This is a genomic window from Haloarcula sp. NS06 (assembly GCF_051122755.1).
In the GTDB taxonomy this organism is placed as follows: Archaea; Halobacteriota; Halobacteria; order Halobacteriales; family Haloarculaceae; genus Haloarcula.
The window spans coordinates 21,599-44,362 of the sequence record NZ_CP184847.1 but is presented as its reverse complement, the minus strand read 5'-3'; the positions used below and the strand labels follow the sequence as shown (position 1 = coordinate 44,362).

The 22,764-nt window shown below is 53.3% G+C and carries 22 protein-coding genes and 1 tRNA gene; 7 read left to right on the top strand and 16 right to left on the bottom strand.

All coding sequences use genetic code 11. The features are described from left to right. Window positions 1–50: 50 nt before the first annotated feature. From ACODNH_RS23675 to ACODNH_RS23655, 5 genes are all read right to left on the bottom strand, one after another. Window positions 51–488: a hypothetical protein gene (locus ACODNH_RS23675; RefSeq protein WP_006186968.1), complete on the bottom strand. Its 438-nt coding sequence runs from the start codon at window positions 486–488 to the stop codon at window positions 51–53. Window positions 489–571: 83 nt separating this feature from the next. After that, a complete protein-coding gene (locus tag ACODNH_RS23670) occupies window positions 572–952 on the bottom strand; it encodes a hypothetical protein (protein WP_050033547.1) in 381 nt (126 codons plus the stop codon). 315 nt (window positions 953–1,267) lie between these two features. Then, entirely contained in the window at window positions 1,268–2,494 is a 1,227-nt protein-coding gene (locus ACODNH_RS23665; RefSeq protein WP_012289573.1) for an MFS transporter, read from the bottom strand. Between the two features lie 295 nt (window positions 2,495–2,789). Further along, the gene (locus tag ACODNH_RS23660; protein WP_434530815.1) at window positions 2,790–3,788 is read right to left on the bottom strand and encodes a transposase; all 999 of its coding nucleotides are present in this window, start codon (window positions 3,786–3,788) and stop codon (window positions 2,790–2,792) included. A gap of 129 nt (window positions 3,789–3,917) precedes the next feature. After that, window positions 3,918–4,058 (bottom strand): hypothetical protein, encoded by a 141-nt coding sequence (locus ACODNH_RS23655; protein WP_434531926.1) that lies wholly within the window; start codon window positions 4,056–4,058, stop codon window positions 3,918–3,920. 315 nt (window positions 4,059–4,373) lie between these two features. On the opposite strand from ACODNH_RS23655, the gene ACODNH_RS23650 reads away from it, so the two are divergent. Together ACODNH_RS23650 and ACODNH_RS23645 are read left to right on the top strand one after the other, a co-directional pair. After that, a complete protein-coding gene (locus tag ACODNH_RS23650; RefSeq protein ID WP_434531925.1) occupies window positions 4,374–4,904 on the top strand; it encodes a CopG family transcriptional regulator in 531 nt (176 codons plus the stop codon). A 426-nt stretch (window positions 4,905–5,330) separates the two neighbouring features. Continuing rightward, entirely contained in the window at window positions 5,331–5,735 is a 405-nt protein-coding gene (locus ACODNH_RS23645) for a hypothetical protein (RefSeq protein WP_434531924.1), read from the top strand. Between the two features lie 240 nt (window positions 5,736–5,975). On the opposite strand, the gene ACODNH_RS23640 is transcribed toward ACODNH_RS23645, so the two are convergent. The 4 genes from ACODNH_RS23640 to ACODNH_RS23625 all read right to left on the bottom strand — a co-directional run bounded on the left by ACODNH_RS23640 (window position 5,976) and on the right by ACODNH_RS23625 (window position 8,138). Further along, window positions 5,976–6,113, bottom strand: a tRNA-Leu gene (locus ACODNH_RS23640). A 58-nt stretch (window positions 6,114–6,171) separates the two neighbouring features. Beyond that, window positions 6,172–6,738, bottom strand: coding sequence for a hypothetical protein (locus tag ACODNH_RS23635; protein WP_434531923.1), 567 nt, complete (start codon window positions 6,736–6,738; stop codon window positions 6,172–6,174). After that, window positions 6,731–7,861, bottom strand: a complete 1,131-nt coding sequence (locus ACODNH_RS23630) for a site-specific integrase (protein ID WP_434531922.1) — start codon at window positions 7,859–7,861, stop codon at window positions 6,731–6,733. The genes ACODNH_RS23635 and ACODNH_RS23630 overlap by 8 nt, the downstream gene beginning before the upstream one ends. Then, the gene (locus ACODNH_RS23625; protein WP_434531921.1) at window positions 7,854–8,138 is read right to left on the bottom strand and encodes a DUF5805 domain-containing protein; all 285 of its coding nucleotides are present in this window, start codon (window positions 8,136–8,138) and stop codon (window positions 7,854–7,856) included. Before ACODNH_RS23625 ends, ACODNH_RS23630 begins: the two co-directional genes overlap by 8 nt. A gap of 327 nt (window positions 8,139–8,465) precedes the next feature. Here ACODNH_RS23625 and ACODNH_RS23620 point away from each other — a divergent pair, with 327 nt between their 5' ends. From ACODNH_RS23620 to ACODNH_RS23605, 4 genes are all read left to right on the top strand, one after another. Next, the gene (locus ACODNH_RS23620) at window positions 8,466–8,645 is read left to right on the top strand and encodes a hypothetical protein (RefSeq protein ID WP_121304842.1); all 180 of its coding nucleotides are present in this window, start codon (window positions 8,466–8,468) and stop codon (window positions 8,643–8,645) included. A gap of 240 nt (window positions 8,646–8,885) precedes the next feature. Beyond that, complete coding sequence (locus ACODNH_RS23615) at window positions 8,886–11,570, top strand: hypothetical protein (protein ID WP_434531920.1); 2,685 nt, start codon at window positions 8,886–8,888, stop codon at window positions 11,568–11,570. Between the two features lie 404 nt (window positions 11,571–11,974). Beyond that, window positions 11,975–13,429: an IS66 family transposase gene (tnpC, locus tag ACODNH_RS23610; RefSeq protein ID WP_434531308.1), complete on the top strand. Its 1,455-nt coding sequence runs from the start codon at window positions 11,975–11,977 to the stop codon at window positions 13,427–13,429. 330 nt (window positions 13,430–13,759) lie between these two features. Beyond that, window positions 13,760–14,833: a hypothetical protein gene (locus ACODNH_RS23605; protein ID WP_434531919.1), complete on the top strand. Its 1,074-nt coding sequence runs from the start codon at window positions 13,760–13,762 to the stop codon at window positions 14,831–14,833. 1,172 nt (window positions 14,834–16,005) lie between these two features. Here ACODNH_RS23605 and ACODNH_RS23600 read toward each other — a convergent pair. The 4 genes from ACODNH_RS23600 to ACODNH_RS23585 form a co-directional block, all read right to left on the bottom strand. After that, window positions 16,006–16,152 carry a hypothetical protein gene (locus ACODNH_RS23600; RefSeq protein ID WP_434531918.1) on the bottom strand — a complete coding sequence of 49 codons (147 nt, stop codon included), beginning with the start codon at window positions 16,150–16,152 and terminating at the stop codon, window positions 16,006–16,008. After that, window positions 16,145–16,276 (bottom strand): hypothetical protein, encoded by a 132-nt coding sequence (locus ACODNH_RS23595; RefSeq protein ID WP_434531917.1) that lies wholly within the window; start codon window positions 16,274–16,276, stop codon window positions 16,145–16,147. Before ACODNH_RS23595 ends, ACODNH_RS23600 begins: the two co-directional genes overlap by 8 nt. Before the next feature lie 222 nt (window positions 16,277–16,498). Beyond that, entirely contained in the window at window positions 16,499–17,038 is a 540-nt protein-coding gene (locus ACODNH_RS23590; protein ID WP_434531916.1) for a hypothetical protein, read from the bottom strand. A gap of 135 nt (window positions 17,039–17,173) precedes the next feature. Then, window positions 17,174–17,764: a hypothetical protein gene (locus ACODNH_RS23585; RefSeq protein WP_434531915.1), complete on the bottom strand. Its 591-nt coding sequence runs from the start codon at window positions 17,762–17,764 to the stop codon at window positions 17,174–17,176. Window positions 17,765–18,009: 245 nt separating this feature from the next. Between ACODNH_RS23585 and ACODNH_RS23580 the strand changes: the two genes are divergently transcribed. Next, a complete protein-coding gene (locus ACODNH_RS23580) occupies window positions 18,010–18,606 on the top strand; it encodes a site-specific integrase (protein ID WP_434531914.1) in 597 nt (198 codons plus the stop codon). A gap of 171 nt (window positions 18,607–18,777) precedes the next feature. On the opposite strand, the gene ACODNH_RS23575 is transcribed toward ACODNH_RS23580, so the two are convergent. From ACODNH_RS23575 to ACODNH_RS23565, 3 genes are all read right to left on the bottom strand, one after another. Beyond that, window positions 18,778–20,262: an HNH endonuclease gene (locus tag ACODNH_RS23575; protein WP_434531913.1), complete on the bottom strand. Its 1,485-nt coding sequence runs from the start codon at window positions 20,260–20,262 to the stop codon at window positions 18,778–18,780. Beyond that, window positions 20,262–21,203, bottom strand: coding sequence for a hypothetical protein (locus tag ACODNH_RS23570; RefSeq protein ID WP_434531912.1), 942 nt, complete (start codon window positions 21,201–21,203; stop codon window positions 20,262–20,264). The genes ACODNH_RS23575 and ACODNH_RS23570 overlap by 1 nt, the downstream gene beginning before the upstream one ends. 287 nt (window positions 21,204–21,490) lie before the next feature. Then, on the bottom strand, window positions 21,491–21,787 hold the full coding sequence (locus ACODNH_RS23565) for a hypothetical protein (protein WP_434531911.1): 297 nt from the start codon (window positions 21,785–21,787) through the stop codon (window positions 21,491–21,493). Window positions 21,788–22,764 lie beyond the last annotated feature (977 nt).

Genomic DNA, 22,764 nt, shown 5'->3' with positions numbered 1-22,764 from the left:
GCCGGCACCCATCGCCGGCGCTCGATAAACACCGCCGGAATACGCGCTCGCTAGGCGTCGTCTCGTTCCGACCCAGTGATCTCCTCGACGGTGATCGTCAGGTCACCGGTTTCGTAGTCGGCGTCGAAATCGACCGCGAACGCCGCCGATTCGTACGCTGCGTGGTAGGCGCGGTGGAGTGCGAGTGTTCCAGTCGCTTTGAAGTGGAAGAACGCGGCTGCCGTGTACGGTTTGCTCGCGGTTTCGATCTGCGATTCGACCGATGCTTGCAGCGCGATCTGCGGCGTATCGGTGTCGATCCCGGCGGCAAAGGCCCGAGCTTCGTCGACGCTCGCTTGCGAATGCTCGGGCGTCTCGCCAGTAAGAACATTCACCGGGGTCTCTGTCTCCTCGGTGAACAGGACGTCTTCGAACGTCTGCGTACCGAGGATTGCCTCGGGGCCTAGCTCACAGTCCTCGAACGAGTCGTCAGTAGATTGCTCGGACATGGTATCACGAAGCCCCACGTGGGGCTCAGTCCGTCAGCCCCCGATAAACGACTCCTCTTCACCTGCCAAGGGATGATCACCAGTTATTCGCCGATCGGGTCGAGTCCGGTCAGATCGGCGTGAAGGACCTCACCATTGCGGATGACGTACCGCTTGGCGAGGACCGGAAATCGACACTTCGTATACCCGGCCGTCTGGATGTCGAGTTCCTGGTCGCCATCGATGTACTCCGCGAGCTGCCGGAGGAACTCGTGGGTCACGATCCCACCGTCATAATCGGGGAGACCGTTCTCACGCGCTTCGTACACCTCGAAGCTATCGTAGCCCCAGATGATGAGTTCGCCCTCCTCGTCTACCTCCCAGTTGAGGGTCCCGAAGCAATAGCTCTCACAGAGCTGACGGACTGCTTGTGCGTCCGATACAATCGTGCCGGTCGACGTCGTCGCTGCTTGGAGTGTTGCCATAGGTTGTACTCGAGGGCGCTTTCCTACCCCCGCACTCCTCAGGGGGTAACAAACGTACTGCGGTTACTGGGTTCTGGAACGGGACGGTGGATGATTCGCTCCTCTCGAATGTGCGGAAAGCGTTTAGAAGACCTCCCAAGCAAGTACACGCACGTATCGAGATCTGTTGTGATACCGGCCTTCGGTCTATTGGCCTACGTTCCGAGGGGCAGATATGGGCCTAGAACACTCGCTGAACGAAGCCATCTACACCCTCTTTTCGTGGGTGCGGGGCAACCGTACTCGGGATAGAGACAAGCTCATGGAACAGATCAATCACTCATTTGTGAATGTGCGACGTTGAGTTGATTGCCCAGTTTCTGAAAGCGTGAGAAGGCCGAACGCAGAGATGCCGAGAGCGAGGGCAGCGAGACCGGCGATGAGGAGCGTATCGGTGTAGCCCACAATTGAGGCAACAGCAACGAACACTGGCGGGCCGAGGGTCGTTCCGAACTGAAGCACGCTCGTTCGGATACTCATGATTCCGCCGCGGAACGCATCGGGCGCGAGTGTATTCAGTGCTGTATCGGTGATCGGTTCCGCGAATCCCTGCCCGATACCGAAAAGGAACAGTGCGCCGGCAAGGACGGTGATCGAGTGGGCGAGTGCAGCGAGCGTCATCCCGATACCGTAGGTCACAAAACCGAGTGTGATGAGCCGCGGGGGTGAGAGATGGCGCATGAGACGGGACGACTGTGAGGACGTCACCCCCATCGTCACCGCTGGGAGTCCGAGCAACAGCCCGATCATCCCAGAAGAAAGGCCGTAGGATTCGTCGAGAATGAACGGGACGACCGTGAGCTGTGCGCCATAGAGAACAAAGAAAATGCCGAAAATAGCGACGTACAACCCGAGAGCCGTCCGTGTTGGGACCGATTGAGCTGCGTTAACGACGTACGACAGTCCGGACGAATCCATGCTACTCTCGGGTTCAGGGAGAATCGCAGAGCCGGCAACGGCGACGACAATACCGAGTGCGAAACAGACGAACGGCGCGGCCCACGAGAGCAGCGCAAGGCCACCGCCCAGTAAGGGGTAGCCAGCCGCGCCGATGGCGAGGATTGCCGCGTTCAGTCCAATGAGACGACTCTGCTGTTCCCCCGAGAACAGGTCACCGAGCAGCGTCACGGTGAGACTCATGATGGCACTGCCAGCGGTTCCCTGCACGACGCGGAGACCGAGAAGCGTTGTGAATTCGTCGACAAACACGACTGCAATGCCACTCACGCCAAACAAGAATAGCGAAGGGACGAGCACACGTTTGCGACCAACGCGGTCGGCGATGAGACCGATGAACGGTGTGAGAACGATACCGGGCAAGGTAAATGCCGAGATGAGGAGACTCGCTTGACTCGCCGAGATGTTCCATGCTGCTTGAATCGTCGGCAGTGCTGGGCTGATGAGGGAGACGCCCATCACACTCACGAGCGTACTCGCAAAGATGATGAGGACTGTCTGTGATTGCTGGATGTCTGTGAGTGGGTTGGATAGAGCTGTTCTCATGGATGTTGTCGTTCGAAATTCGCTTGCCGATACTACATCGAATAGCGCTGTGTACGGTAGTGGGGCGTGAGTGAGATACCGCCGAGGCAACGGTCAGCGTTATCCGGTCCACAATCAGCGTACTGGCGGGCCGACAGAAACCGCGTGCCAACGCAGTTGCATACTCGATACACCGTACTTTCTCCAAAATGGGTCAGACTGAGTTTCAAACTTACGTACTCGCCTTCGTAGTCGCGGAGCTGTCTTCACCTGCGTTCGAGATAAAGTGAGTACAGAGCCTGTCATAGAATCCATCTCATAGCTTGAGCTTCTCGCGGCCAGGGTTATCGCCCCGCTCAAAGCTGGTGATTGCAACGACGAGCCGGAGACACAGCGCAACGAATACTTCTGTTCGTGCGTGGACGCGGCCTCGGGCGCGGACGTGCCCGAGGCCGCAATCCTTGACTGCGTCGTTAGTTCGTTCGACTCCTGTCCGGCTGTTATACGTCTCGTCCAAGATAGATTGTTTCAGCTGAACGTCCTCGCTGTGTTCCTCGATTCGGTCTTCGACCCTGTACTCGATGTCCTTCGGGTCGTCAGTGTTTCGCGGATTGTATGGAGCGATTGGCACGACCCCTGCGGCCAGCAGGTGGTCGTGCCAATCGAGGATGTCGTAGGCGCTGTCTCCGAGCATCCAGACCGGTGTATCGACGGCGAGCGCGTCACGCGTGACGCGCATCGCCGTCTCTTGATCTGCTTGTTTAGCCTGTGTGAATTCCGCCGCAATTGGGATCTTCGCGCCGGTTGAGGCGATTGTACAGCCGAAGCCGTAGTAGTACTCTTCGGCTGTTGGATCGTAGTTCCACGATGCGGCGTCGTTGTGTTGGATCGCTTCGACGTGAGTCGAATCGATGGAGTACGTGGAGTCGAGCAGGCCGCGGGCGGCGGCCTGCTCGACGAGTCTGTTGAAGACATCGTCAACGACGTGTTCGAGATCAGTGAGAAACCGGTCAATGGTGTCTCTGGATGGCGGTTTGTCGAGACCGCAGTAGTACCAGACAAGGCTGTGTTGGAGTTCTCGTGTGACTGGACGAGTGCCGTAGACATCCTCGTAGTAGCAGTGTAGAAAGCCGCGAAAGAGGTCTGGTGGTTTGTGAACTCGTGTTCGCCCCCGCTTCGAGGGGGCGAACACGTCGTAATCCAGCAGAAACTCGAACTCAAGATGCTCGAACAGCGGTACCGTCTCGGTAGCCGCTGCATTCAAGAACTCGTTGACCGAAGCTACGTTTTGCAGGGCTTTGGAGCTGGTGGACACAGTTTCCAAACCCTGCTGCTTCGCACGTGACGCTTTCTATGACAGGCTCCAGTGAATGCAAGATGGAGCGCGCGAATCTTGTAATCCAAATCGTGCTGAAATTGTCGGGAACGAACTCACGCTTTGTTTTCAGTCTCCCTTCAGTTCAGCCATACACTCGTCACAAACTTCTATATCACCCTCACCGGCAAGGTCTTCTTTGCCGTGATCGACTGATTCGATTAGTTCCTCTGTAATAACATCTGGCGAGATGCTTTGAACTTCATCCACGTCACGGCCGCATCGAGCACATTTGACCATGGAAAAAGTAACAAGGCCACGGATTATTGTTATTGGGCACCAATCCTACCGTTAACGCTGTAGCCTATCGTTACTGGTCTGATGAACGCACCCTCTATATCTTGTACGGCGACCAGTGACGATATCGAATATCCAATATATTCCACTGAACTCGGAAGCCCTCGCGAGAATAGTTGAACGACCGGGGAACCCATAGTATTCACCAACTTGGTGAAATCTGGTGTATACTCTTGTCCAACGTATCTTTTTATACGCGACCGATGACAACCGATGTGGTGAATACCGGTGCAACGATTCTCAATCTCTGTTGACGACGAGCTGGCGGCGTGGATCGAGGCGGAGGCCGACGAGCGTGGTGTCTCGAAGGCGAAGGTCATCCGTGACTCCGTCGAGACGGCGCGAATCACCGGACTGGTGCACGCTGATGAACACGACGTGCTGGATGGTGGGGATCTCCTCGATCGCATAGAGCGTCTTGAGGGGCGCGTTGCGGCACTCGAAGAGAACACGGTGGATGGCGGGCACGATGATGACGACTCCGAGACGGATGCGCTGGCGGCGTTTGAGGCTCAACTAGAGGTACAACCGCCGACGACCGAGCATGGAGAACAGGCAGTGCTCCGTGTCTTTTCACTGCTGGTTGAGGACGGCCCGATGAAGACGAGCGAGTTACGTGAGGCGTTGTATCCCAAGTTCGAAGATGAGTTTTCGAGCGCGGAATCGATGTGGCAGTCGATCAACCGCTACTTCAGTGATCTCGACGGCATCGAGAAGGCCGGCCACGGCAAATGGGACGCCGATCTGACTGAGTTGTGAACGAGAGAGTCGTGCAGGACGATGGTTAGCACACTGTCCTAACCCACAGACGCCAACCGAAGCGGTGTTGACCTCCGCTTCACACACCACATTTCGAGTGAAAAACTCGCTCTCTGTCTGGTGGTTTTTTCCGGAAACGGTGGGGTGTGCAGCGGCGGGTGAGCACAGCGGAAATCCGGTGTGTTGAATCGTTCTCTCTCTATCTTGCGGCGCGATTCGGGATGTTTAGTCGTTCACGACAGGAGGTGGTCACCTTGCACCACTGTCAGCCGCCTGTCTGACGGAGCTTGATAGCCGTTGGCGGCGGATTCCGATGTAGATGATGTGCAGTTGCACCGCGCTGGTTCGTTTCTGAATCACACTGAACCACCGTGGTTCAGACCTGAACCAGGGTGATGCAGAGAGCGCACAACCACAGGAGGAACCATGCCACGATTCACCATTTCCGTCGACGACGGCCTGAACGAGTTTGTGGAGAATCTCGCGGATGAGGATGGCCCACACTCGAGTAAATCGAAGGCCGCCGCAGCACTGCTGGCTGAGGCTCGGGAGCTACACGAGAGCGAGTACGACGATCTCGAGGAACTATTCGCGAAGGCCGACCGGGTTGATGAGCTTGAGGCTGATCTGGAGCACACAGAAGCCAGAGTGGAGGACCTTCGGCAACAGTTGCAGGCCGCCAACGCAAAAGACGAACAGGTACAAGAATTAGCGACCTACATTGAGGACGAACGCCGCGTCGAACAGCAATGGCGTGAGGCGGGCCTACTGACGAAGACCAAGTGGAAGGTATTCGGGATGCCCGGCGACGAAGATTCATCGACAGCGTAGTTGCTGACCGACAGAACGTGTGCTGCGACAAGTACTACCCCCACCCCCTTTGCGATGTGTAATTGATACCAGATACACACCGTTTGCGAAATGGAGGGCTCTGCGCTAGTTATGGGATTCTCGACACTCAGTTCGATGTAGAGTGGCTCCCCACCCCCACCCCTCGTTTGGAGTGAGGTTTCCCCGCGTGGGTTCGTTATCGCAGTTGCGGTTCGCAACGCATCTCGATCCTTGGGTTAGTGGGTATGCGAGGAGTTGAACCTCGGGCCGGCCGGCCGATCGGAGCGCTGAGTAGCATCGCGGGACGTGCCGCGCGGACTCACGCCCCCGGCGATCCGATCTCGGTCCGGCTGTTCTGCCAGACTGAACTACATACCCACATATGACGGAGACAGTCTGCCCTTGCTCCTGAACTTACTGGTGTAGCTATTGGCGGCTATCGATACCGCTCAGGCGGGTAAAAGACGACCTGCACCGTCGAGCCGAGACTGTACCAGGACTTCGGAAGGACCGAGACCTCCAGCCCCCACTCGGCGGCGAACTCAAAGACATCGAACCAGAGGTTGTGTGGCGGCTCTTTGGAATCCAGTCGCTCGATATTGCCCGGGTAAACGTGCATCGAGTACAGCGCCGGCTCACCATCGTCGAGCCAGAGTGTTGCGTGGTCGTCGGCTGGCGGGCTGTGAGGTGGCCCAGTCGGGTCGTCATCGGCTTCGAGCGGTGAGTGGGGACACGCGTTGTCGCCCGTGATGAGGCGGCGTATGCAGGCTTGCTCGGCAGGCTCGTCGAGGTCGAACGCCTGGACGAACGCGTCCCTCTGATACTCACCCATGATTGCACCCAGCGCCCGCCAGATGTCGTCCCACGCCGGGTCGTCGGGCTCGTGATCGAGGTAGTCGTGGACGGCCTCTTTTAGCTGGTTGTACTCGTCCCACGACGGGACCGGCTCGTTCGGGCCGGGCGTCGGCCAGTCGTCGCGGTCATCACGAGCGTCCTCAGTCATAGATACCGAAGTGATAGATGGCGTCAAGGTACTTTTGACGCACTTGGTCGCCCCACTCGTGGGTGTAGACTTCCATGATGTCGTCCTCAACGTCGCCCCGGATGTATTTCACCAGCGTCGGGTCGATTGAGTCGTCGTGGTGGCCGCGCCCCGGCTTCATGTTCGTCGTAAAGAAGTGCCGGAACCAGTGGGGCGTGAACGCGCCATTGTCGCCGTCATCGACGAGGCCGGTTTCCTCAGCCCAGTAATTTGTCAACTTCATATTCGGGGTATTTTGCCCGAGTCGAGTTGGCTCACCTGTCGGGCTAACCCATAGCGGATGGGGGTAGCTGGTTTCTGGCCGGACAGCAAACCAATTGAGCAGTGCCTTCTTCATTTCACCATCGATTGGGATTTTCGTCCCTCGCTTTCGCTTGTTTCCGAGTTGCCGTTTCTCTCCCCGGAATACCTCACCCATTGTTGGCTCGCTTGGGATGTAGAGAGTGTCCGGGTGGTCTGCAATCTCGTCTACGAGCGTCACATCGTGTTGGTCAAGCACTTCGTCGTAGATGTCGTGGTCGAGATTGAGGAACGGGAGGTCGATATTCATATTCTCACCTATCCGGATGCCTGTCTTGGCAAAGGTGACTCCCATTGCTCGCTGTTGGTGATTTGGGATGGCCCGAAGGTAGCTCCCAATTTCGGCCACATTGCGGTCGATTTTGTCCGGTTCCCTGTGGTTGAACTCTGCCTCGTCACAGACGTAGGCGACTGGGTTCGACTCAATCACATCTCGTTCCAGCAGCTCTTTCAGAAACGACTGGACTATTCGTAGAGCCATCTCGACACTCCGTGAACCTAAGCCAGCGTCTTCGAGTTGTTGTTTGAACGCTCGTGCATCAGATAGTGTCATTCCGTCACGCCAGTCAACGAACTCATCCCACGGTTCCCACTCTATTGACGGTTTGTCAAATTCTTCTAGACACTCCCAATCGAATCTTTCAGGATTTCCGACGAGGGTACGGGCGATGTCGTAAAATCGGCTGTCTGTCACGTTATCGACGTTCTGTTTGTGTTCGAGGTACTTTCTTAGCGGCTCGTTATACCACTGCTCGTCAAAGTTGAGATTACCGTATTTACTCATCAGTGACTTTAAGATACCCTTCCTCTCTGGGTTCGTATTGTGCCTTTCCCTCGTTCATGAGATCGCTCAAGAGGCCGGTGAAATCGTTTTCGAGCAGGGCGACGAGTTCATCTACATCCTGTGCATCGTCAGTAGAGAGATTCTTGTGAATCCACGCTTTGAGGTGGGTTTCGACTTCGGACCCGGTACTCCCGTCAAGCTTGAGCGTCTGCGGAGTAGCAGGCGTTTCTGACGGCTCGTAGTCGTGTCCAAACTGTCGCCGTCCGGCTCGGACCATCCGCCTCCCATACTCTCCGAGGGATAGGTCTCGTTGGTCAGCCTCTTCCACCCACTCGTCAGGTATATCGTTAATCGTTATGTTCGACATTCGTAACAGTGTATTGTATACAGAAACGGGTAAAAATACCGGTTTCCTACTATTATGAAGACTGTACAGTATCTAAATATAGGAAAATTTATTAAAATGAACAAATACACAGACAGCGACGGTACTAGTAATCAAATTATACAGACTGTTCGTGACAGTCTTTACTATTTGATGAATTTGGTCCATAAACCTGTCCAATAGACTTATAACCGAACCAGATGCATAATATTGAACAAGATGAGTGCCGACGACAACTTAACCATCTCGTTCAGTAAGGCAGTCGATGAGAAGGGCAGACTCGTCATCCCAAAAGAACACCGTCAGGCATTGACCATCGAGGGGCGGAAAGCACTCGTTGAATTCGAGGCTACAAAAGTAACCTACCTCGATGAAGACGACGGAGGTGACGGCGAATAGAGTAGCCACTCAGAATGTACGTGTTAGCCCCAAGAGGGGCTGACACGGGCCACCCGCGATTCAGCGCATATGATTGTGGAAAGGTCCTGTGCGCTAAATCGTTGGAGCGTGTGGGCCGTGTCTGCTCCTTATCGCTCCAGACTATTAGTTCTCTCCCATCGTCAGCTAAGCCTCTAATACGGAGTGCTGGCCGATGAAAGCCGTAAATTCCGGCGAAACTTGGCTATTCGGTGGTGCGCAGTGAAACTCTCACTCAGGGGTCAGGACCGACTTGATGCAACTAGAGTCGATGTTAGCGACGCATCCCCATCTGATGTCTTGCATTCTATCCTGTCGTCTAGACCCTTCCAGACTACTCTCACTGATGCAGTTCGGCAACTACTTGCAGGAACATCGAAGCGTGAGTGGACGTCGACGCTTCGCGACGCCGGGGTGACTGCTCGTGACGGCCGATACGCACAGCTGGTGGGTTGGCTTGACGCCGCCAGGGAACCCGATGCCGCCCCTGACCGAACACCTCCGGAAAGCGTGGCACACGAAAACGCACTCCGATACACTGCTGCTCTTGGACAAGGCCAAGTTGCTCCTGTCTGGGCCGACTACCCAACGCTCGATGAAGCAATAGACTCCGATCTTGCTGACGGACCACTCGCTGTCCTTGCTGCTGCTGACCAGACACCGACTATTGCAGCACATATCGACAAGACTGATTTTGCAGAGCAACCCCGACAGCAGCGCGAGAATACGTTCAGACTGCTCTCTGTCCTCGACACGCAGTGTGATGTATATCTCATCTGTACGGGGCGCACGGCTCGCTGGCTGGCCGACACGCATCGCTCTGACCTGCCGTTGGACTTTGACGACTACCTGAATACTACCCATAACAGCGACCACTCGGCTGAGAAGGTGGTCGACGACGCTCTCAGTACGCTTGACCCTGAGGGTGGACCCGTCCAACTCTTGCGGGCGTTAGCCGATGAACCGACAGAAACGGTCCCACAGGCGTCTATACCCGAGATGCTTCGTCGCGACAGTTCAACGGTAAGCCAGTATCTCAGTACCCTCAAAGAACTTGGACTGGTTGACTGCTACTCAGTTGGTGCCGGCAACCATATTTCGCTCCGTAATAGCGGTTCGGGAGTGTTAGCCCGTCTCGACGCTGAAATCGGCCGCCAGTCTAAATTCGATTCGCTGTTTGGCGGCACCGGAAAGTCTCGCAAGAGGCCGTGTAATCCCGCGCCTGAGAGGGAGGGGGAGGGACCGCCTGGACAGCACCCGCCAGCCGCCGCCGGCACCGCTGCCGCCTCCGCAGACGATTCCGACACCGCTCCGTACCGCACACGTTTCCTTGACCGCACAACCCACGATGCGACGGCATCTCTCGCGACGTCCGGGGCAATCACTGTCTCCCGAGGGAATGTTGCTGATAGCCGCTCAACGTCGACCGAAGACCTCCATGTCCGAGGCGTGAGCTATGACGCCAACCGCGACGAGGCCATTGTCGCTGTTCGAGGCACAACGCCCCTCCAGTACATAACGAGCATTGCATTGAGTTTGGCGTCGCCCCGGTTGTTCGACAACGCGCTTCCACTAGACCGACTGGACGAGATCGACCTTTCGCCGTTCATCCTTCGATCAGCTCGGTGCATCGGCTGTCTCTCCAGTGACGCCGAAAACGACCCACAGGTTCTTCGAGACAACTTCATCCAGTGGGGACAGGAACTGGCCGAAATGACGACGGACCTCCGCAATGACGAGTGCGATGACCGGGGACAACTCCGAAGTGAGATTATGCGGTCGGCACACGGCCTTGCTGGGTCTATTGCACACCTGCTGGACGTCGCCGGTGTCGACCTCATCCGCGAACTCCGCATCCCGAGTCCGGTCAACGACAGCGACATCGATAACATCATGGAAACAGTGAGCGTTGCTGCGACAATTCAATCGACATACGGCCACTACGCGACTTATCGGCAACTGTTCGAGGACCGTCCGGCGAAGCTCGAAACCGCTCTGTCCCCACAGGTTGATGCCGCAGACCCATATGGCACATATATCGGGTCACTGGTGGTCCGGAGTCCCAGCCCTGACCGAGTGCTCGAGCCGCTGGCTGACCATCTTGCGGACCCGCTGCCAGTCCGTGAGGATAGGCCAGAGATCGCCGTGGAAGTCCCGCTGCGAGAAGTCGACCGGTCGGGCTACGTAGGGGTACTGAATCGCGTCGGTGAACGGAAGAATCTGACAGCGACTCCCGAGGCCGTGACGCTCTGTCAGACGCTCGTGAGCAACCCGTGGGCGCTGTCGACAGCACTGAACCGGCTAGGAGAAGAGTCACAGCAGCGGCCGATACGACTTGATGAGGTCCGCGTGGCGCTGGCACATCTTGACGCCGAGGAACTATTACCCGACGCGACGCCAACAGTCTCGAAGGCAGTAGCGGTGTTGCTGCGGTCGGCACACCCACTCTCGAAGACTGAGCTAGCCGAAAGGGCTGGGATAAGTCCACGCTCACTCCGTAGTGACGGGAATCTCGATGCGCTGGTGGCGCTGGATTTGGTTCGAGAAACTGAGGACGGGAACTATCGGTTCACACTCCCGTTCGCGACTGATGACGAGCGCGGAACTCAGGTTTGCCCCGACGTCGTCGACGACGACCATGCAGTGCCCCGGGACGTGCTGTATGAGACTGTCCTCTCGCTCGTCGATGATCCCGGGAGTCGAGTAGCAGACCCGGACGATCCGCTGGGAGTCCTCTTCTTCGGTCCAGGGATCGATATCGAGGGGCTTGTAGCGGAACTTCCGTGGATAGAACCGTGGGTTCGAGTGGCGAGATTGCTGTCTGGAAGCCACCATACTGAGTTGACTCGGCAAACTGTGAGGTTTGGTGCAGAAATTGAACAACAAGCGGTTGGACTCCCGGGTTGAAACCAGCAGCCTGCGGATAGCTACTTGAGCTTTGCTTCACTAGATTGCCACTCGCGTTGAAGCCGCTTTCCCGTATACACACTGTGTCGGGACATGGCATTTTGAGGGCCGGAGTTACGATCGAGTCCTGCTACCCGGTCGTACTCACAGTTAATTGCGGAAACAGCCCCCCCTTCCACCTCTGTCGTGCTCAGAATTAATTGCGGAAACAGCCCCCCCGCTTCTATCGCACAAAAAGCACATGAAATACGGGGTCCCCCTCCTTCGTTAGCAGCTGCCACTTACCGTGTCGAGGTTAACGAAATTGAAAGGCTCCTCGGTAAAATGAATGTAGTTGGATAGCAGTTCCATGCTGAGACGATTTCGTAGCAGTCTCATAGATCGTTCACCAGTACTGAACTACTGTGTCGCTGGGGAGTCGCGGATCAACGGAATCAATAGATTCCGTGATCCGCACCGACGATAGTTCGCTACTCCGCCAGGAGCTCGTAATCGAAAAGCTCGAGAACCGGCTTCTACGACGCCAGATTACTGCACAACAACAAGAGATCGAACAGCTTGAGGCTCGCCTCAAGCAGTACGAAAACCCAAACACACCACCCAGTAAACAGGGCGGTGCGGGTAATTCACCAGGCGATGACGGCCAAACCAAGGACGAAGACGAGGAATCTGATGAAGACGACGCTGGCGGCGATTCTGACGCCGCCAGCGACTCATCGCCTGGACGCAGTGAAGGTCACGAGGGAACTACTCGAACAGCACCTGAACCAGAAGAGACGATCCACGTCGATCAGGGATTCTGTCCAGACTGTGAGCAAACCCTTTCTAGCCCTGATAGCTACATTTCACGGACTATTATCGACGTACCGCTTCCCGTTCCAACTACTGTTACCGAGTACAAACTCGGCAAACACCACTGCTCCTGTGGAAACGAGGTCGTTGCTGAACATCCTGACTGTCCCGAAAAGGGGCGGTTTGGGCCAAATATCATGGCCCAAACCGCCCTCGGTCGGTTCCATCAACGACTGCCGAACCGGAAACAGGCCGAGCTGTTTGACTGGGAGCTCGATCTTCCGATCTCCCACCGGACGATCTACAACATGACCAAGCGGGTCGCAGACCGGCTGCGACCCGCATACGACGACGTTAAAGAGAAGATTCGGGAGAGTGAGGTCGTTTACTGTGACGAAACAGGCTTTCCGGTTGATGGAGAACAACACTGGGCGTGGACGTTCGTCACTGATGACGAAGTGCTGTTCTGGGTTGATGAGAGCCGTGGAAGTCAGGTCTTAGAGGACGTCCTCGGCGAGGAATTCGCCGAGGACTCGACGCTCAGTTGCGACGGCTGGTCAGCATACTCGAGTTACCACACCAAACTTCAGCGGTGCTGGGCTCATCTGTTGCGAGAAGCCGAGTACGTCGCTGAACGGCACGAGGAAGCAGAGCGGCTATCTGGGGAGTTACACACACTCCACGACGATCTAACGACATTCGTCGGCGAAGAGCCGTCCGCTTCCGCCCGCAAGCAGAAGCGGGCGGAAGCGTCGTTGCACTTGGAGGGCCTGATTAGGGAAGATTACGAGGCTCGAGAGGTTCAGAAGCTGATCAAGAAGATCAGCAACGGGTTGGGTCACTGGCTTACGTTCGTGACTGAGCCGGATGTCGATTCGACGAATAATCGCGCAGAGCGGGCTCTGCGCGAGCAAGTAGTCCTTCGGAAGATGTTTCGGACCCTTCGGTCGGCGGAAGGGGTCCAGATTCACGAGACGATAACAACGATGCTGGCGACATGGAAGCGGAGAGGACTTGATCCACCAGAACAGCTCCAGTCAATTCTCGGTGGGAGAGAGCTCAAGTAAGGACGAGAGGCATCACTGAGCGGTAACTCTTGGTCCTGCTATCCAACTACAAATGAATGAGTCCGAAGAGTAATTTATTACACTGCTAAATTAGCCTATAGCGTGAGAGCCACGCAAGTACCCGACGCGGAAATCTGTTTAAGTATCCCCCGTTACAATACAATTAAATGAAGCGGGGGACACCATGGCGGCCCAATTTTCCTCTGACGCGAACTAATTTTGAGCGACAAGTCTGTCGTTTTCAGACAGAGCCGAATATATTGAGCCGCTGGTTTGTCGATCGTTCTGCCCCCGCCTTGCAGACGATATTCTCAACGAGAGGGATCTAATATGAGCAATAATCAACCAACAGAGTGTAGTTTGCAACCAATTCCTGAAGAGATTCAAGACATCTCGTTGGAGGAGATCGTTGAGGCCGACTACGAGGTTAAAACCCCGGCTAACGATGCCTTCAGTGAGCGTGAGGAACGGGATAATCCGCACAGACACCGCTACGGGAGAATGACAGCACCGGGAAGAGTACGGAATCAAGATAGCATCGACGCTTCATCAGAGGACCCGCGTGGGACAGATCAAGGGTATGTTTTCACTGGCTACGATACTGTTGGAGCTACGCGAATTGGCAAAGCAAGCGAAGACGACTCAAGAAAAATCAAGAAGCTACGGAGGTACAATGAGGGTCGGCACCCCTCGGTTGGTTCGCATAGCCTCCGAGAGTCACGGCGGGATAAAAAACGCATATGCCAGGCACTCTGTCAGTCGTTCCCGATGACAGAAGGTGAGCGTGAAAAGATACTGGATATTGTTGAACAGATTGTTTTCGAACGATTCGGGTATCAGAAGGCGATTCAGCGGGTTGTGCTTGGAACCGTAGCTGTTGTGATGGATGAATATATCAGTCCGCCAGATACCTTCGACGAGTCGATAGCTCGTAGTGAAGAGTTCCGTAGTGCAAAGAACTCGTTTGACATCTCCATGAGTGACCTATCGACGATTAAAGACCATATCCGAGAACTGATTGAGGAAGGCGAGGTGTACATTCCCGAGGGAAAATCAATCCCACGGCGCGACCCGACACTACCTGCACCAACTTCCTATGATGAAAAGCCGGCCGAGTATTGGCAGAACATTCCTCCGGAGCAGTGGGACCTCCTCGCCCGTAGTTGGGAATCCACTCCAGAAGAACTCAAAAGTGGTTTGCCTGCAGAGAAGCGGGAGCTGATTGATCGCCTCCGGAGATGGGAACCATGGAAAATAAACAAGCAATCTGCCGGAGATAGTAATTCTACTCCCTCGAACCCAGAACAGCAGACCGAGTTGGAAAAAGACTATGACGACCTTCTGGAAGAGGCAGAGAAATTGATAGACGAGATGGAGACCGGCTCCGCAGAGCAAGACGTTTAATAACAATGATTTTGACAACACCACCGGCTTGGATAGTGGTATCTCTCGCCTTCGTACTCACCATTGTGCTGTTGCTGACAATATTCACGGTGGCTCACGCGAAGCGGGATGTGACAATTGATATAACGCTGATTGAGCAGAAACTGTAGACATATTCACCGAAGAGTAGCTGTGTAATGGAGTCATCCAAGTCGGTACCTCAACAGAGACATCTAAACCCAAAGTGGGGGCTTCAAACCCGATTAATGTGGATGCCGACGTGGTTTCCCTTCATCAAGCGGGATGTCTTGGGTTCGACCACCGCGCTCCTTCCACGGCTGGATTCGTTCCTACGGTCAGTTATCATCATGCCCCTTAGCTTCGACTTCGGCGAAATCAGCTAACATTCCAACTGCAGCTTCTGCCTCACGGAGTCGGTCGGCTACCTCCTGGACATCATCGGCCTTCTCGTAGGCATCACGCGCTTTATTTGCAACGCGTCAGCGTTCCCGCTGAACAGCATCGAGAACGCTATGTCCCGGCTTTCGTCGGGGGTGCGTCGTGTACTGGGTGTAAATCTATACGGACTTCAGCGATTAAAACCGGTTGTTAAGCTTTGTGGGGGTATTCGACACCAACTTCAGTTTGTACAACAATCGTTGTACGCCTATTCCGACGGCCGCAATCGCTAACACGCCCCTGAGTTGGTCCATCATCTCACTCAGTTGCTGATACGGGCCATATTGATGAAAAACTGCCCTCCGGTTGGGTTACGATTTCTCGGTGAGAAAGGTTATGTTCCTTTGTCGCTAATCTTCATTTGCTTACCCGAGGGGGCTCCGATTGTGGGCACCCCGGTTACTCTTCGCCAGATCTTTCTCTATCTTTTATTTTCTTGGCTATTTGCACAGCAATCAATACGACAGTGAGCGCCTTCGAAGCGAATTCTATCCAGACCGTCAGCTGTGTCGGGGTGAGTTTCATTGATTCGGGCTCCAGACCGTTTTCCGGCCAGGAGCGCCCGCGTGCTTACCCGAGAGGGCTCCTGCCACGTCAACGGCCACCCGTCATTTGTCGCTGGACTGGTGTGAATCTGTTGCCCTGTTGGGGGGTGCGGCTTTGCTGGGTCAGTGACGACTTCTCACACAGGCCGTGAACCGGTCAGGACAGTAAGATGGGGTCCAGCAGGTGCATCAGTCGTGTTCTGAACCTTGGTATATGTTGTCGTCTTCATCTCCGTTTTCGGCCAGACACTCAATATGCCCTTCAAGCAGTGGTTCAGTTTCCGCGTCCACATTATCTGGCTCGTCTTCATCCTCAATGTCTTCTCCGTCACTCATTGGTGTCTGATTCTCCGATCTCTATATCATCATCGTCACTATTCGTGATCAGCTGGCCCTCGAGTAACGGTTTGTTCTCGGGGTCATCTCCCGAAGAACCGCCGCTGTCTTCATCGTTGCCCATGCATTAAGATACACGCTGGTAATTAAAAACGTCTTCAAACCGCGGTGAAAGTGTTACTCGTCGGCCTGAGTTTCAGGTTCGTCGGATCCTATGCTGTAAATTAGTTTGCTTAGGAAACGTGGACCGTTGAATACCGATTGGCCTTCAAGCAAATCTTCATCTTCCGTAGCCGATGCGCTCATGAACATAAATCAGGAGGCCAGCCTGATAAGCGTGTCCTGTTTATAAAAACGGGACAGCGCTGCCAATTGAAATTGAAATCACAGCCAAAATCAGCGCCAAGTGGCTCAGGGTTAGCAGCGTGGTATTCGTGCTCTGTTTGCCATCGTTTTCATCCATCCAAGCACCTTCGCTTCTCAACAGGAGGATTAGCCAGTCTCTTTCGGAGTATTTTTTATCCACGAGACGTTGGATATCGTTCTGCGAAACACCGGTTCGGATGTTTGTGACTGTAAAGGTCGCCACTGCCAAAATGAACGATACTATCAATAAGATGACCCCCACCAGAGTATAAATGTTAACGAAATTCACCACGTCAAGGGCTTTACTGCTGGATAAGAACGAGAGGGCAGTCAGAATTAGACCGAGGAGAAGTCCATCAAGTCGGAACGTCCGGGCTGCTTTGTCGTCGATCTTTCTGAATGTCTGAATTTGGTGATCCAGGACAGTTCGTGCCTCTTGATGTGTGGTCCGCAAAGCCTCTATATCATGCTCAGAATTGGACGAAGAGTCCGACGATGAATGGTCATCTGGACCCGACATATACTGTGTCTCACTTGGACCGAATTAAAACGTCTCGGTGGCGCATGGAGATAACGACTTTACAATTCATTGTAGCAGATGGGAGGGACCGGCCTCTCCCGGAACATCAGTATTTGAATAGCAGTGGAATCCGTCTCAGTCGCTCTTGCTGCGAAGCCGTCCGTACAGTATAGGTGTTGTAAATAAACCGAAGGCTGTCGCTACAGCTGGTATCACGCCATCCCATAGATTCTGCGTCAGCACCTCGCCTTGGACGACTGAACTCGTCACTAATAGCTGGACTATCACAGCCACAGTGAACAGTACTAAAGTGACATTGGTATTGACAGACGAGTATGCGGTCGTGCGGTAATCGGCTGGCATCCCTTCTTCATCTTGGACTCCCTCTAATTCAGCAGCCATCATCTCGGGCGAACGTAGGGAGCCGACGAACCCATTAAATGTAGTGATTGCTACGAAAAGAATGCCGATCAGTTGGGGATTCAAGTAATGCAAGACATCGAACGCAGCGATTAGAAGCACAGACCAAGTCAATGTCCTGAATACCCCCGCATCTTCATACGCTTTGAACAGAGCTATCTGCGCCAAAATTTTTGAACGTTCATCAATATCATATTTCTTCTCTGTCTCAACGGTTTTGTCTAATCTTGGAATGATATACCGGATGCCGAGTTCCCCCCTTTTTACCGATGTCAAATTGCTCGTAGAGCTCTTTCCGGAGTTCATCTTCAGATTGTCCCCCTGAATCGGACTCAGGTACCTGTTCGGCTGTCTCCTCCACAGTATATCAACGGCAAGTGAGCCGTATAAATCAAACACTGCGCAAATAGAAGAATAAGCCAGTGAAGTCAAATAACGACTTGTTACATTAGTCGTAACAGATTCGGTGTTTTACAGCGGAAATCCGGTGTGTATACCCCTGTTTCTACCAACCGCTAGATACTTTACTAACGGAAATAAAAGTAATCGTAATGCGTATCGAATCGACTGCTGGAAACGAGCATAAGGTGTGGCTCACCGACGGTGAAATCGAAGAACTGCGCCGAGCTACCAACAGCCAACGCGACGACATAATCATTCAACTCGGGGCATTTGTCGGTCTTCGGGCCTTCGAGATTCCACAGGTGTGTCCTGCCAACGTGAAAGAAGCTGACAGCGGCCAGTACCGACTCAGAGTCACAGCTGGGAAAGACACCAGCGGTAACGGTGGAAAGCCTCGCGATGCCTACCTCCCCGACCGCGTTGAGCGCGATCTCAAACGGTATCAGAACGAACACAACATCGCTCCCAACGACCCGTTCATCGATCTGACTCAACCCGGCGTTCGCGCGGTCGTCCGGCGTACCGCCAACCGTGCAGCCCAAGCGACCGGTGATGACGATCTTGAGAAGGTGAGTACGCATGACCTCCGTCGTCGGTATGCCCAGCGACTCCTCGTCGACGAGCAAATGAATCCTCGCGTGGTGATGGCTGTCGGTGGTTGGGACAGTTTCGCTGCTATTGAACCATATCTGAACACACCGAGTGAGGAGATTATCGACCAAGCCTTTGCAGAGATCAAGCTCTGACTGGGGGCAGTTGCGACTTCAAGCGCGCAATTCTGACTGGCCGATGAAAACCCTGCCGCAAGTGGTACTATGTAGTGGTCAGTATAAATCACACACTTGCTGCAACCAGTAACTACTTGACAGAAGCCTATTGCAAACACCACGCCAAACTACACAGTATATGTAATTTTCTCACACAGAGTCTGTACTTTTTATTGGTCTTGCTATAATGTTACCACCACTAGTATCAGTTACGACGACATTTATGGTATAATTATCAACTTCTCTAACCGCATCATACGGGACAACGATAGTATCACCAGACGGGAAATGAGTTTGTGCCCCATTCACCCCAATACTGTCTAGAACGATGGGGAATCGGTTGCCGACTTGGATTGAATCAAATCCATGAATTTGCCGATGCAAAGCGATATAATCCCGATCTGGCTCGTAGCCGTCTCTTAATAATAGCTGGTCCCCTTGGTTGACATTCAGAAGCGAAGCCACACTATCTGGTATGTCAGAGTAATAATCAACAGTGTACCTGTCGGTAATTGCTATCCAGCCATTTTCAAAAGCCCAATGATCGTTTCGGCACATCGGGAGAATATTCCCCTTTTGATCAGGGCCACCATATTTAACTGGATAAATATGTGATCCTTCAATTCCGGTTTTGTCATTCCGTGACTCAGCTCCGTGCCCACATACTGCACAGCGTTCATTCCATACATTCCGCAGTTTCCTGTTGACACTGTGATTACGCGAATCTGATTGCCGTCCTTGAATAATGAGTTGATCGGCTTCTATAGTGGCTTCAGGTTCGAGTTCTTTTACTGGCGAAACTGAGGAATAATTCGGCTCGATGCCATAGGCTGAACAGTGTGCCGCAAAATTCCCCTGAATACTGCTCCTCCAAGCAACAGGGTATTCTTTTGCCTCAATTACTACCCCAAGATATTCACAACTAAAGACAGGCGCTAATGCCCGGTTATCTGCCACTGCTGTGTATAGTACATCGCGTAACCCTGCTGAGGGATAGTCAGACTGTTTTTCGAACAAATCCCAGGCAATATCAATATTAGCTTTTTTACTGTTTTGATGCTGTTGAAATAGCTTTTCAAGAACGTCCCAATTTTGTGCTGCAATAAGATGGCTTATAAATACGTTTAGATTTTCGATATCCATTTCAGCCGAGACTCTAAGTTCTATTTCTCCTGTCTGGTCGGCCTCATTCAATTTTGACCGCGATAATTGATTAATTTTGACAAGCCGTTTTGCTAGGACAGTGTTATCTTCTTCTCGTATATTCACGACAATAACGTCAATGTCATCTAATTTGTGAGTATAATTGAGAACTTTGAGAGTGGATTTTGGCCCAAGTGAGACGTGGGCGTTCCCTTTAGTCACGTTATTGACAGATACTGTAAGTTCATCACCAATAGCATACTTGCCGATTGGCGACTCAATATCTTTTGGAACCGCGAGAATCTCCTGATTAGCCCTGTCTATATCCAGTATTTCAGCTTGGACGGGTTCCCCTTCAGGCGTGTCGCACTGGATTATCGACATATGTGTATCTACTGTATCAGCAATTGCGCTATCCTCACGCTGCTGGTCAATATCAACAATAACGGCGTCACCGGGAGATAGACGACTCAAATCAAGTTCACGACTCATCAGCTCTCAGATATTTGAACCTCATTGCGCCTCACACTAATTCGTGTACCTTCACTCAGCACATTAATATCGAGAGGAACAGAAGATGTGTCGTTTGCTTTCCTAATTAGCTCACCATCAGATAGATGATTGATCCCACTGGTGAGTCTGTTTAAAAACATATGATCGGGGTTCACTCTTGAGGCTAACTCGACTGCTTGTGAAACCGATGCCCGCTTCCCATTACTTTGAAACTCACTCAGAGTCGCAGCATCATGGATAAGAACATCGCAAAGTTGTCCGGCTGTCTCGACTGCTGAAGAGATATCAGTTCGACCAGAGAATACTATTTGAATAGGATCTTTAGCATCTGTATCAAGGACCTGTTCTGGTAGCACTGTAGACCCATCACTTGCTTCAACAGGTTCTCCATCGCAAAGCTTGCTGAACTTCGGACCGACAGGAACGCCGAGTTCCTTGGCCTTCTCTCGATTGAATTCGCCACGTGGTTCGTCCTCAATCTTTAACCCGTAAGAGCCTGCTATGCTGTTATCAATCGTATCGATGAACCAGTCATCCCTCTCAATAACGCGGCTGCCAGGCAAGACCTCTTGAATATTGATATCGAATTTGATATTTGAATACCAATCTTCTACCTCACGGACCTTAGAGAGTGTTTGTCTGGGAGTATGAATCGTCAGCGGGTCGGTTCGTTCAGCCATATATGATAACGTGTTTAGTAATCCAGGGAGACCAAGGAGACTTCGTTTGGCCGAATTTGTAATATAAATATCGTCAATTGTGAGACCACAACTATGCTTGAATAGTCGGTATTGAACGCCTTCTGGAGCATCAATCAGAAACTCATACCCATCTACATTTACATAAGTTGCCGACAGAGGCCTGTGGTCTGGAATAGTTGATCCAACCCCAAGTGAGACTATCTCAAGTCCGTCTATCATATACAATATTATTGATTTACTCAAATATATGAATCTAGCGTTGAAGCGGTGTCGGCCTACCGGCAGATGAATAGTGCAGAACCTGTACTGGCCGACACAATCTGATTGAATTGCGAAATTATTCTGCGTGAGATCTGAGGGATTACTAAACGACTATTTCACCCCCTAATAGCTAAAATCTACACTTATAATAGCTGAAAACACAGATCCCATCTCTGCTCAAAAACAGCTGAAAGCTGAGAGATTAATATGTGGAATCTGACACTCAACTTCCGAGTCCTCCTCCCTTATTCGGAGTAGAACTGCTCGATCTGCGAGGACTCTCCAACCTTCAGCTGCACTTCACCGTATGGATCGTAGGTCGCGTCAGCGCCGGTTAGTCTATATCCAGCTCCTTCGTCGAGCGCAATATCGTCCGTCCAAACAGTACAGACGACAGGTTCGCTCGTGTCCTGATCGCCAAGACGGAGTCGCTGATACGGCCGGTGGTTCGCGACGTCCTCGACCCAGGTGACAAACCCGCTTGTCTGGACCCAGCCGTTCGTACCATCCAACTCGTCAAGATCTACGTATGGCCCATTCACGCCTTATCACCTCGGACAACCGACGCACGGCCACGGCCATGCGTTTCCGTCTCTGCGCCACACCAGCGACACGTTGCATCTTGTACAGGGTCAATCAGGTTCTCACAGGCGGTGCATACGCCCAGCGCAGTGCAGTCAATCCGGCCATCGTTGTTGAGCACAGTCCGGAGAGCTCCCTGGCGGTAAATCAACAGTGCCTCACACGGTGCGTAGAAGCGTACTTCTGTCGCACTGGCGCTGGGGGCCCGAACTCGGATGGAACGCTCCCACGCGGCTCTCAGCGACTCCTGTGCGGATGTGCGTTCGGTCCAGCGATTCTGAGCGTGCGTGGAAATCCGAACGTATGCGTCAGTCTGTGCCGCCTGTGCCTCGCCGTTCGCGGTGGATATCTTCTTCGTCATGTCGCATTTGTATTGTTCGACTCCAGGGTAGTAAAGGGGCGTAACCCGGAGATAGAGGGCGTCTAACACAAATCGAGCATTTTTATTAGATTTCTTTGGTAAGATATTGAGTAGGTAGATTCCCCACAAATGCGCGAGAGCGCGCGGCAGATGGTGCGCGCGTATTGAGCCGAATATTGCCGACGCAATTGGCGAGCGCGCGCAATCTGGCGCGCGCCTTGGGCAAGAATTCAGAAAACATCTGAAGAAGAGGGTTCGCCATGCATCGCGCGAGCGCCGGACGGCGCGCGTTGGGACCCCGAAATCCCTTGCAATGCGAGCCCGCGCCGTCCCACGCGCGCATTTGGGGCAATTTCTCGCTTCAGAGTGCCTGAAACGACTGATATCCGCATATACGGGCGATGATAGATCGGTCAAATCGGGGTGAAATTGACATATAAACCCCTGTCCGAAGTGCGATGAAAATGGCTACACGATGCCAAGCACCGGCGACAGACAGGAGCCTCCGCTACGTCTCACCAGTCAATCGCCTAAGATCCTGTTGAGCAACTCACGATCAAGGCTAATAGCAAAGAT

Bases quoted from the DNA above. Each gene is read 5' to 3' on its own strand.
- ACODNH_RS23635 (WP_434531923.1), bottom strand. From the start codon at position 6,738: ATGACTGAGGACGCTCGTGATGACCGCGACGACTGGCCGACGCCCGGC.
- ACODNH_RS23675 (WP_006186968.1), bottom strand. From the start codon at position 488: ATGTCCGAGCAATCTACTGACGACTCGTTCGAGGACTGTGAGCTAGGC.
- ACODNH_RS23605 (WP_434531919.1), top strand. From the start codon at position 13,760: ATGAGCAATAATCAACCAACAGAGTGTAGTTTGCAACCAATTCCTGAA.
- ACODNH_RS23580 (WP_434531914.1), top strand. From the start codon at position 18,010: ATGCGTATCGAATCGACTGCTGGAAACGAGCATAAGGTGTGGCTCACC.
- ACODNH_RS23575 (WP_434531913.1), bottom strand. From the start codon at position 20,262: ATGAGTCGTGAACTTGATTTGAGTCGTCTATCTCCCGGTGACGCCGTT.
- ACODNH_RS23600 (WP_434531918.1), bottom strand. From the start codon at position 16,152: ATGAGTGACGGAGAAGACATTGAGGATGAAGACGAGCCAGATAATGTG.
- ACODNH_RS23595 (WP_434531917.1), bottom strand. From the start codon at position 16,276: ATGGGCAACGATGAAGACAGCGGCGGTTCTTCGGGAGATGACCCCGAG.
- ACODNH_RS23625 (WP_434531921.1), bottom strand. From the start codon at position 8,138: ATGGTCCGAGCCGGACGGCGACAGTTTGGACACGACTACGAGCCGTCA.
- ACODNH_RS23585 (WP_434531915.1), bottom strand. From the start codon at position 17,764: ATGAACTCCGGAAAGAGCTCTACGAGCAATTTGACATCGGTAAAAAGG.
- ACODNH_RS23645 (WP_434531924.1), top strand. From the start codon at position 5,331: ATGCCACGATTCACCATTTCCGTCGACGACGGCCTGAACGAGTTTGTG.
- ACODNH_RS23570 (WP_434531912.1), bottom strand. From the start codon at position 21,203: ATGATAGACGGACTTGAGATAGTCTCACTTGGGGTTGGATCAACTATT.
- ACODNH_RS23630 (WP_434531922.1), bottom strand. From the start codon at position 7,861: ATGAGTAAATACGGTAATCTCAACTTTGACGAGCAGTGGTATAACGAG.
- ACODNH_RS23665 (WP_012289573.1), bottom strand. From the start codon at position 2,494: ATGAGAACAGCTCTATCCAACCCACTCACAGACATCCAGCAATCACAG.
- ACODNH_RS23590 (WP_434531916.1), bottom strand. From the start codon at position 17,038: ATGTCGGGTCCAGATGACCATTCATCGTCGGACTCTTCGTCCAATTCT.
- ACODNH_RS23620 (WP_121304842.1), top strand. From the start codon at position 8,466: ATGAGTGCCGACGACAACTTAACCATCTCGTTCAGTAAGGCAGTCGAT.
- ACODNH_RS23670 (WP_050033547.1), bottom strand. From the start codon at position 952: ATGGCAACACTCCAAGCAGCGACGACGTCGACCGGCACGATTGTATCG.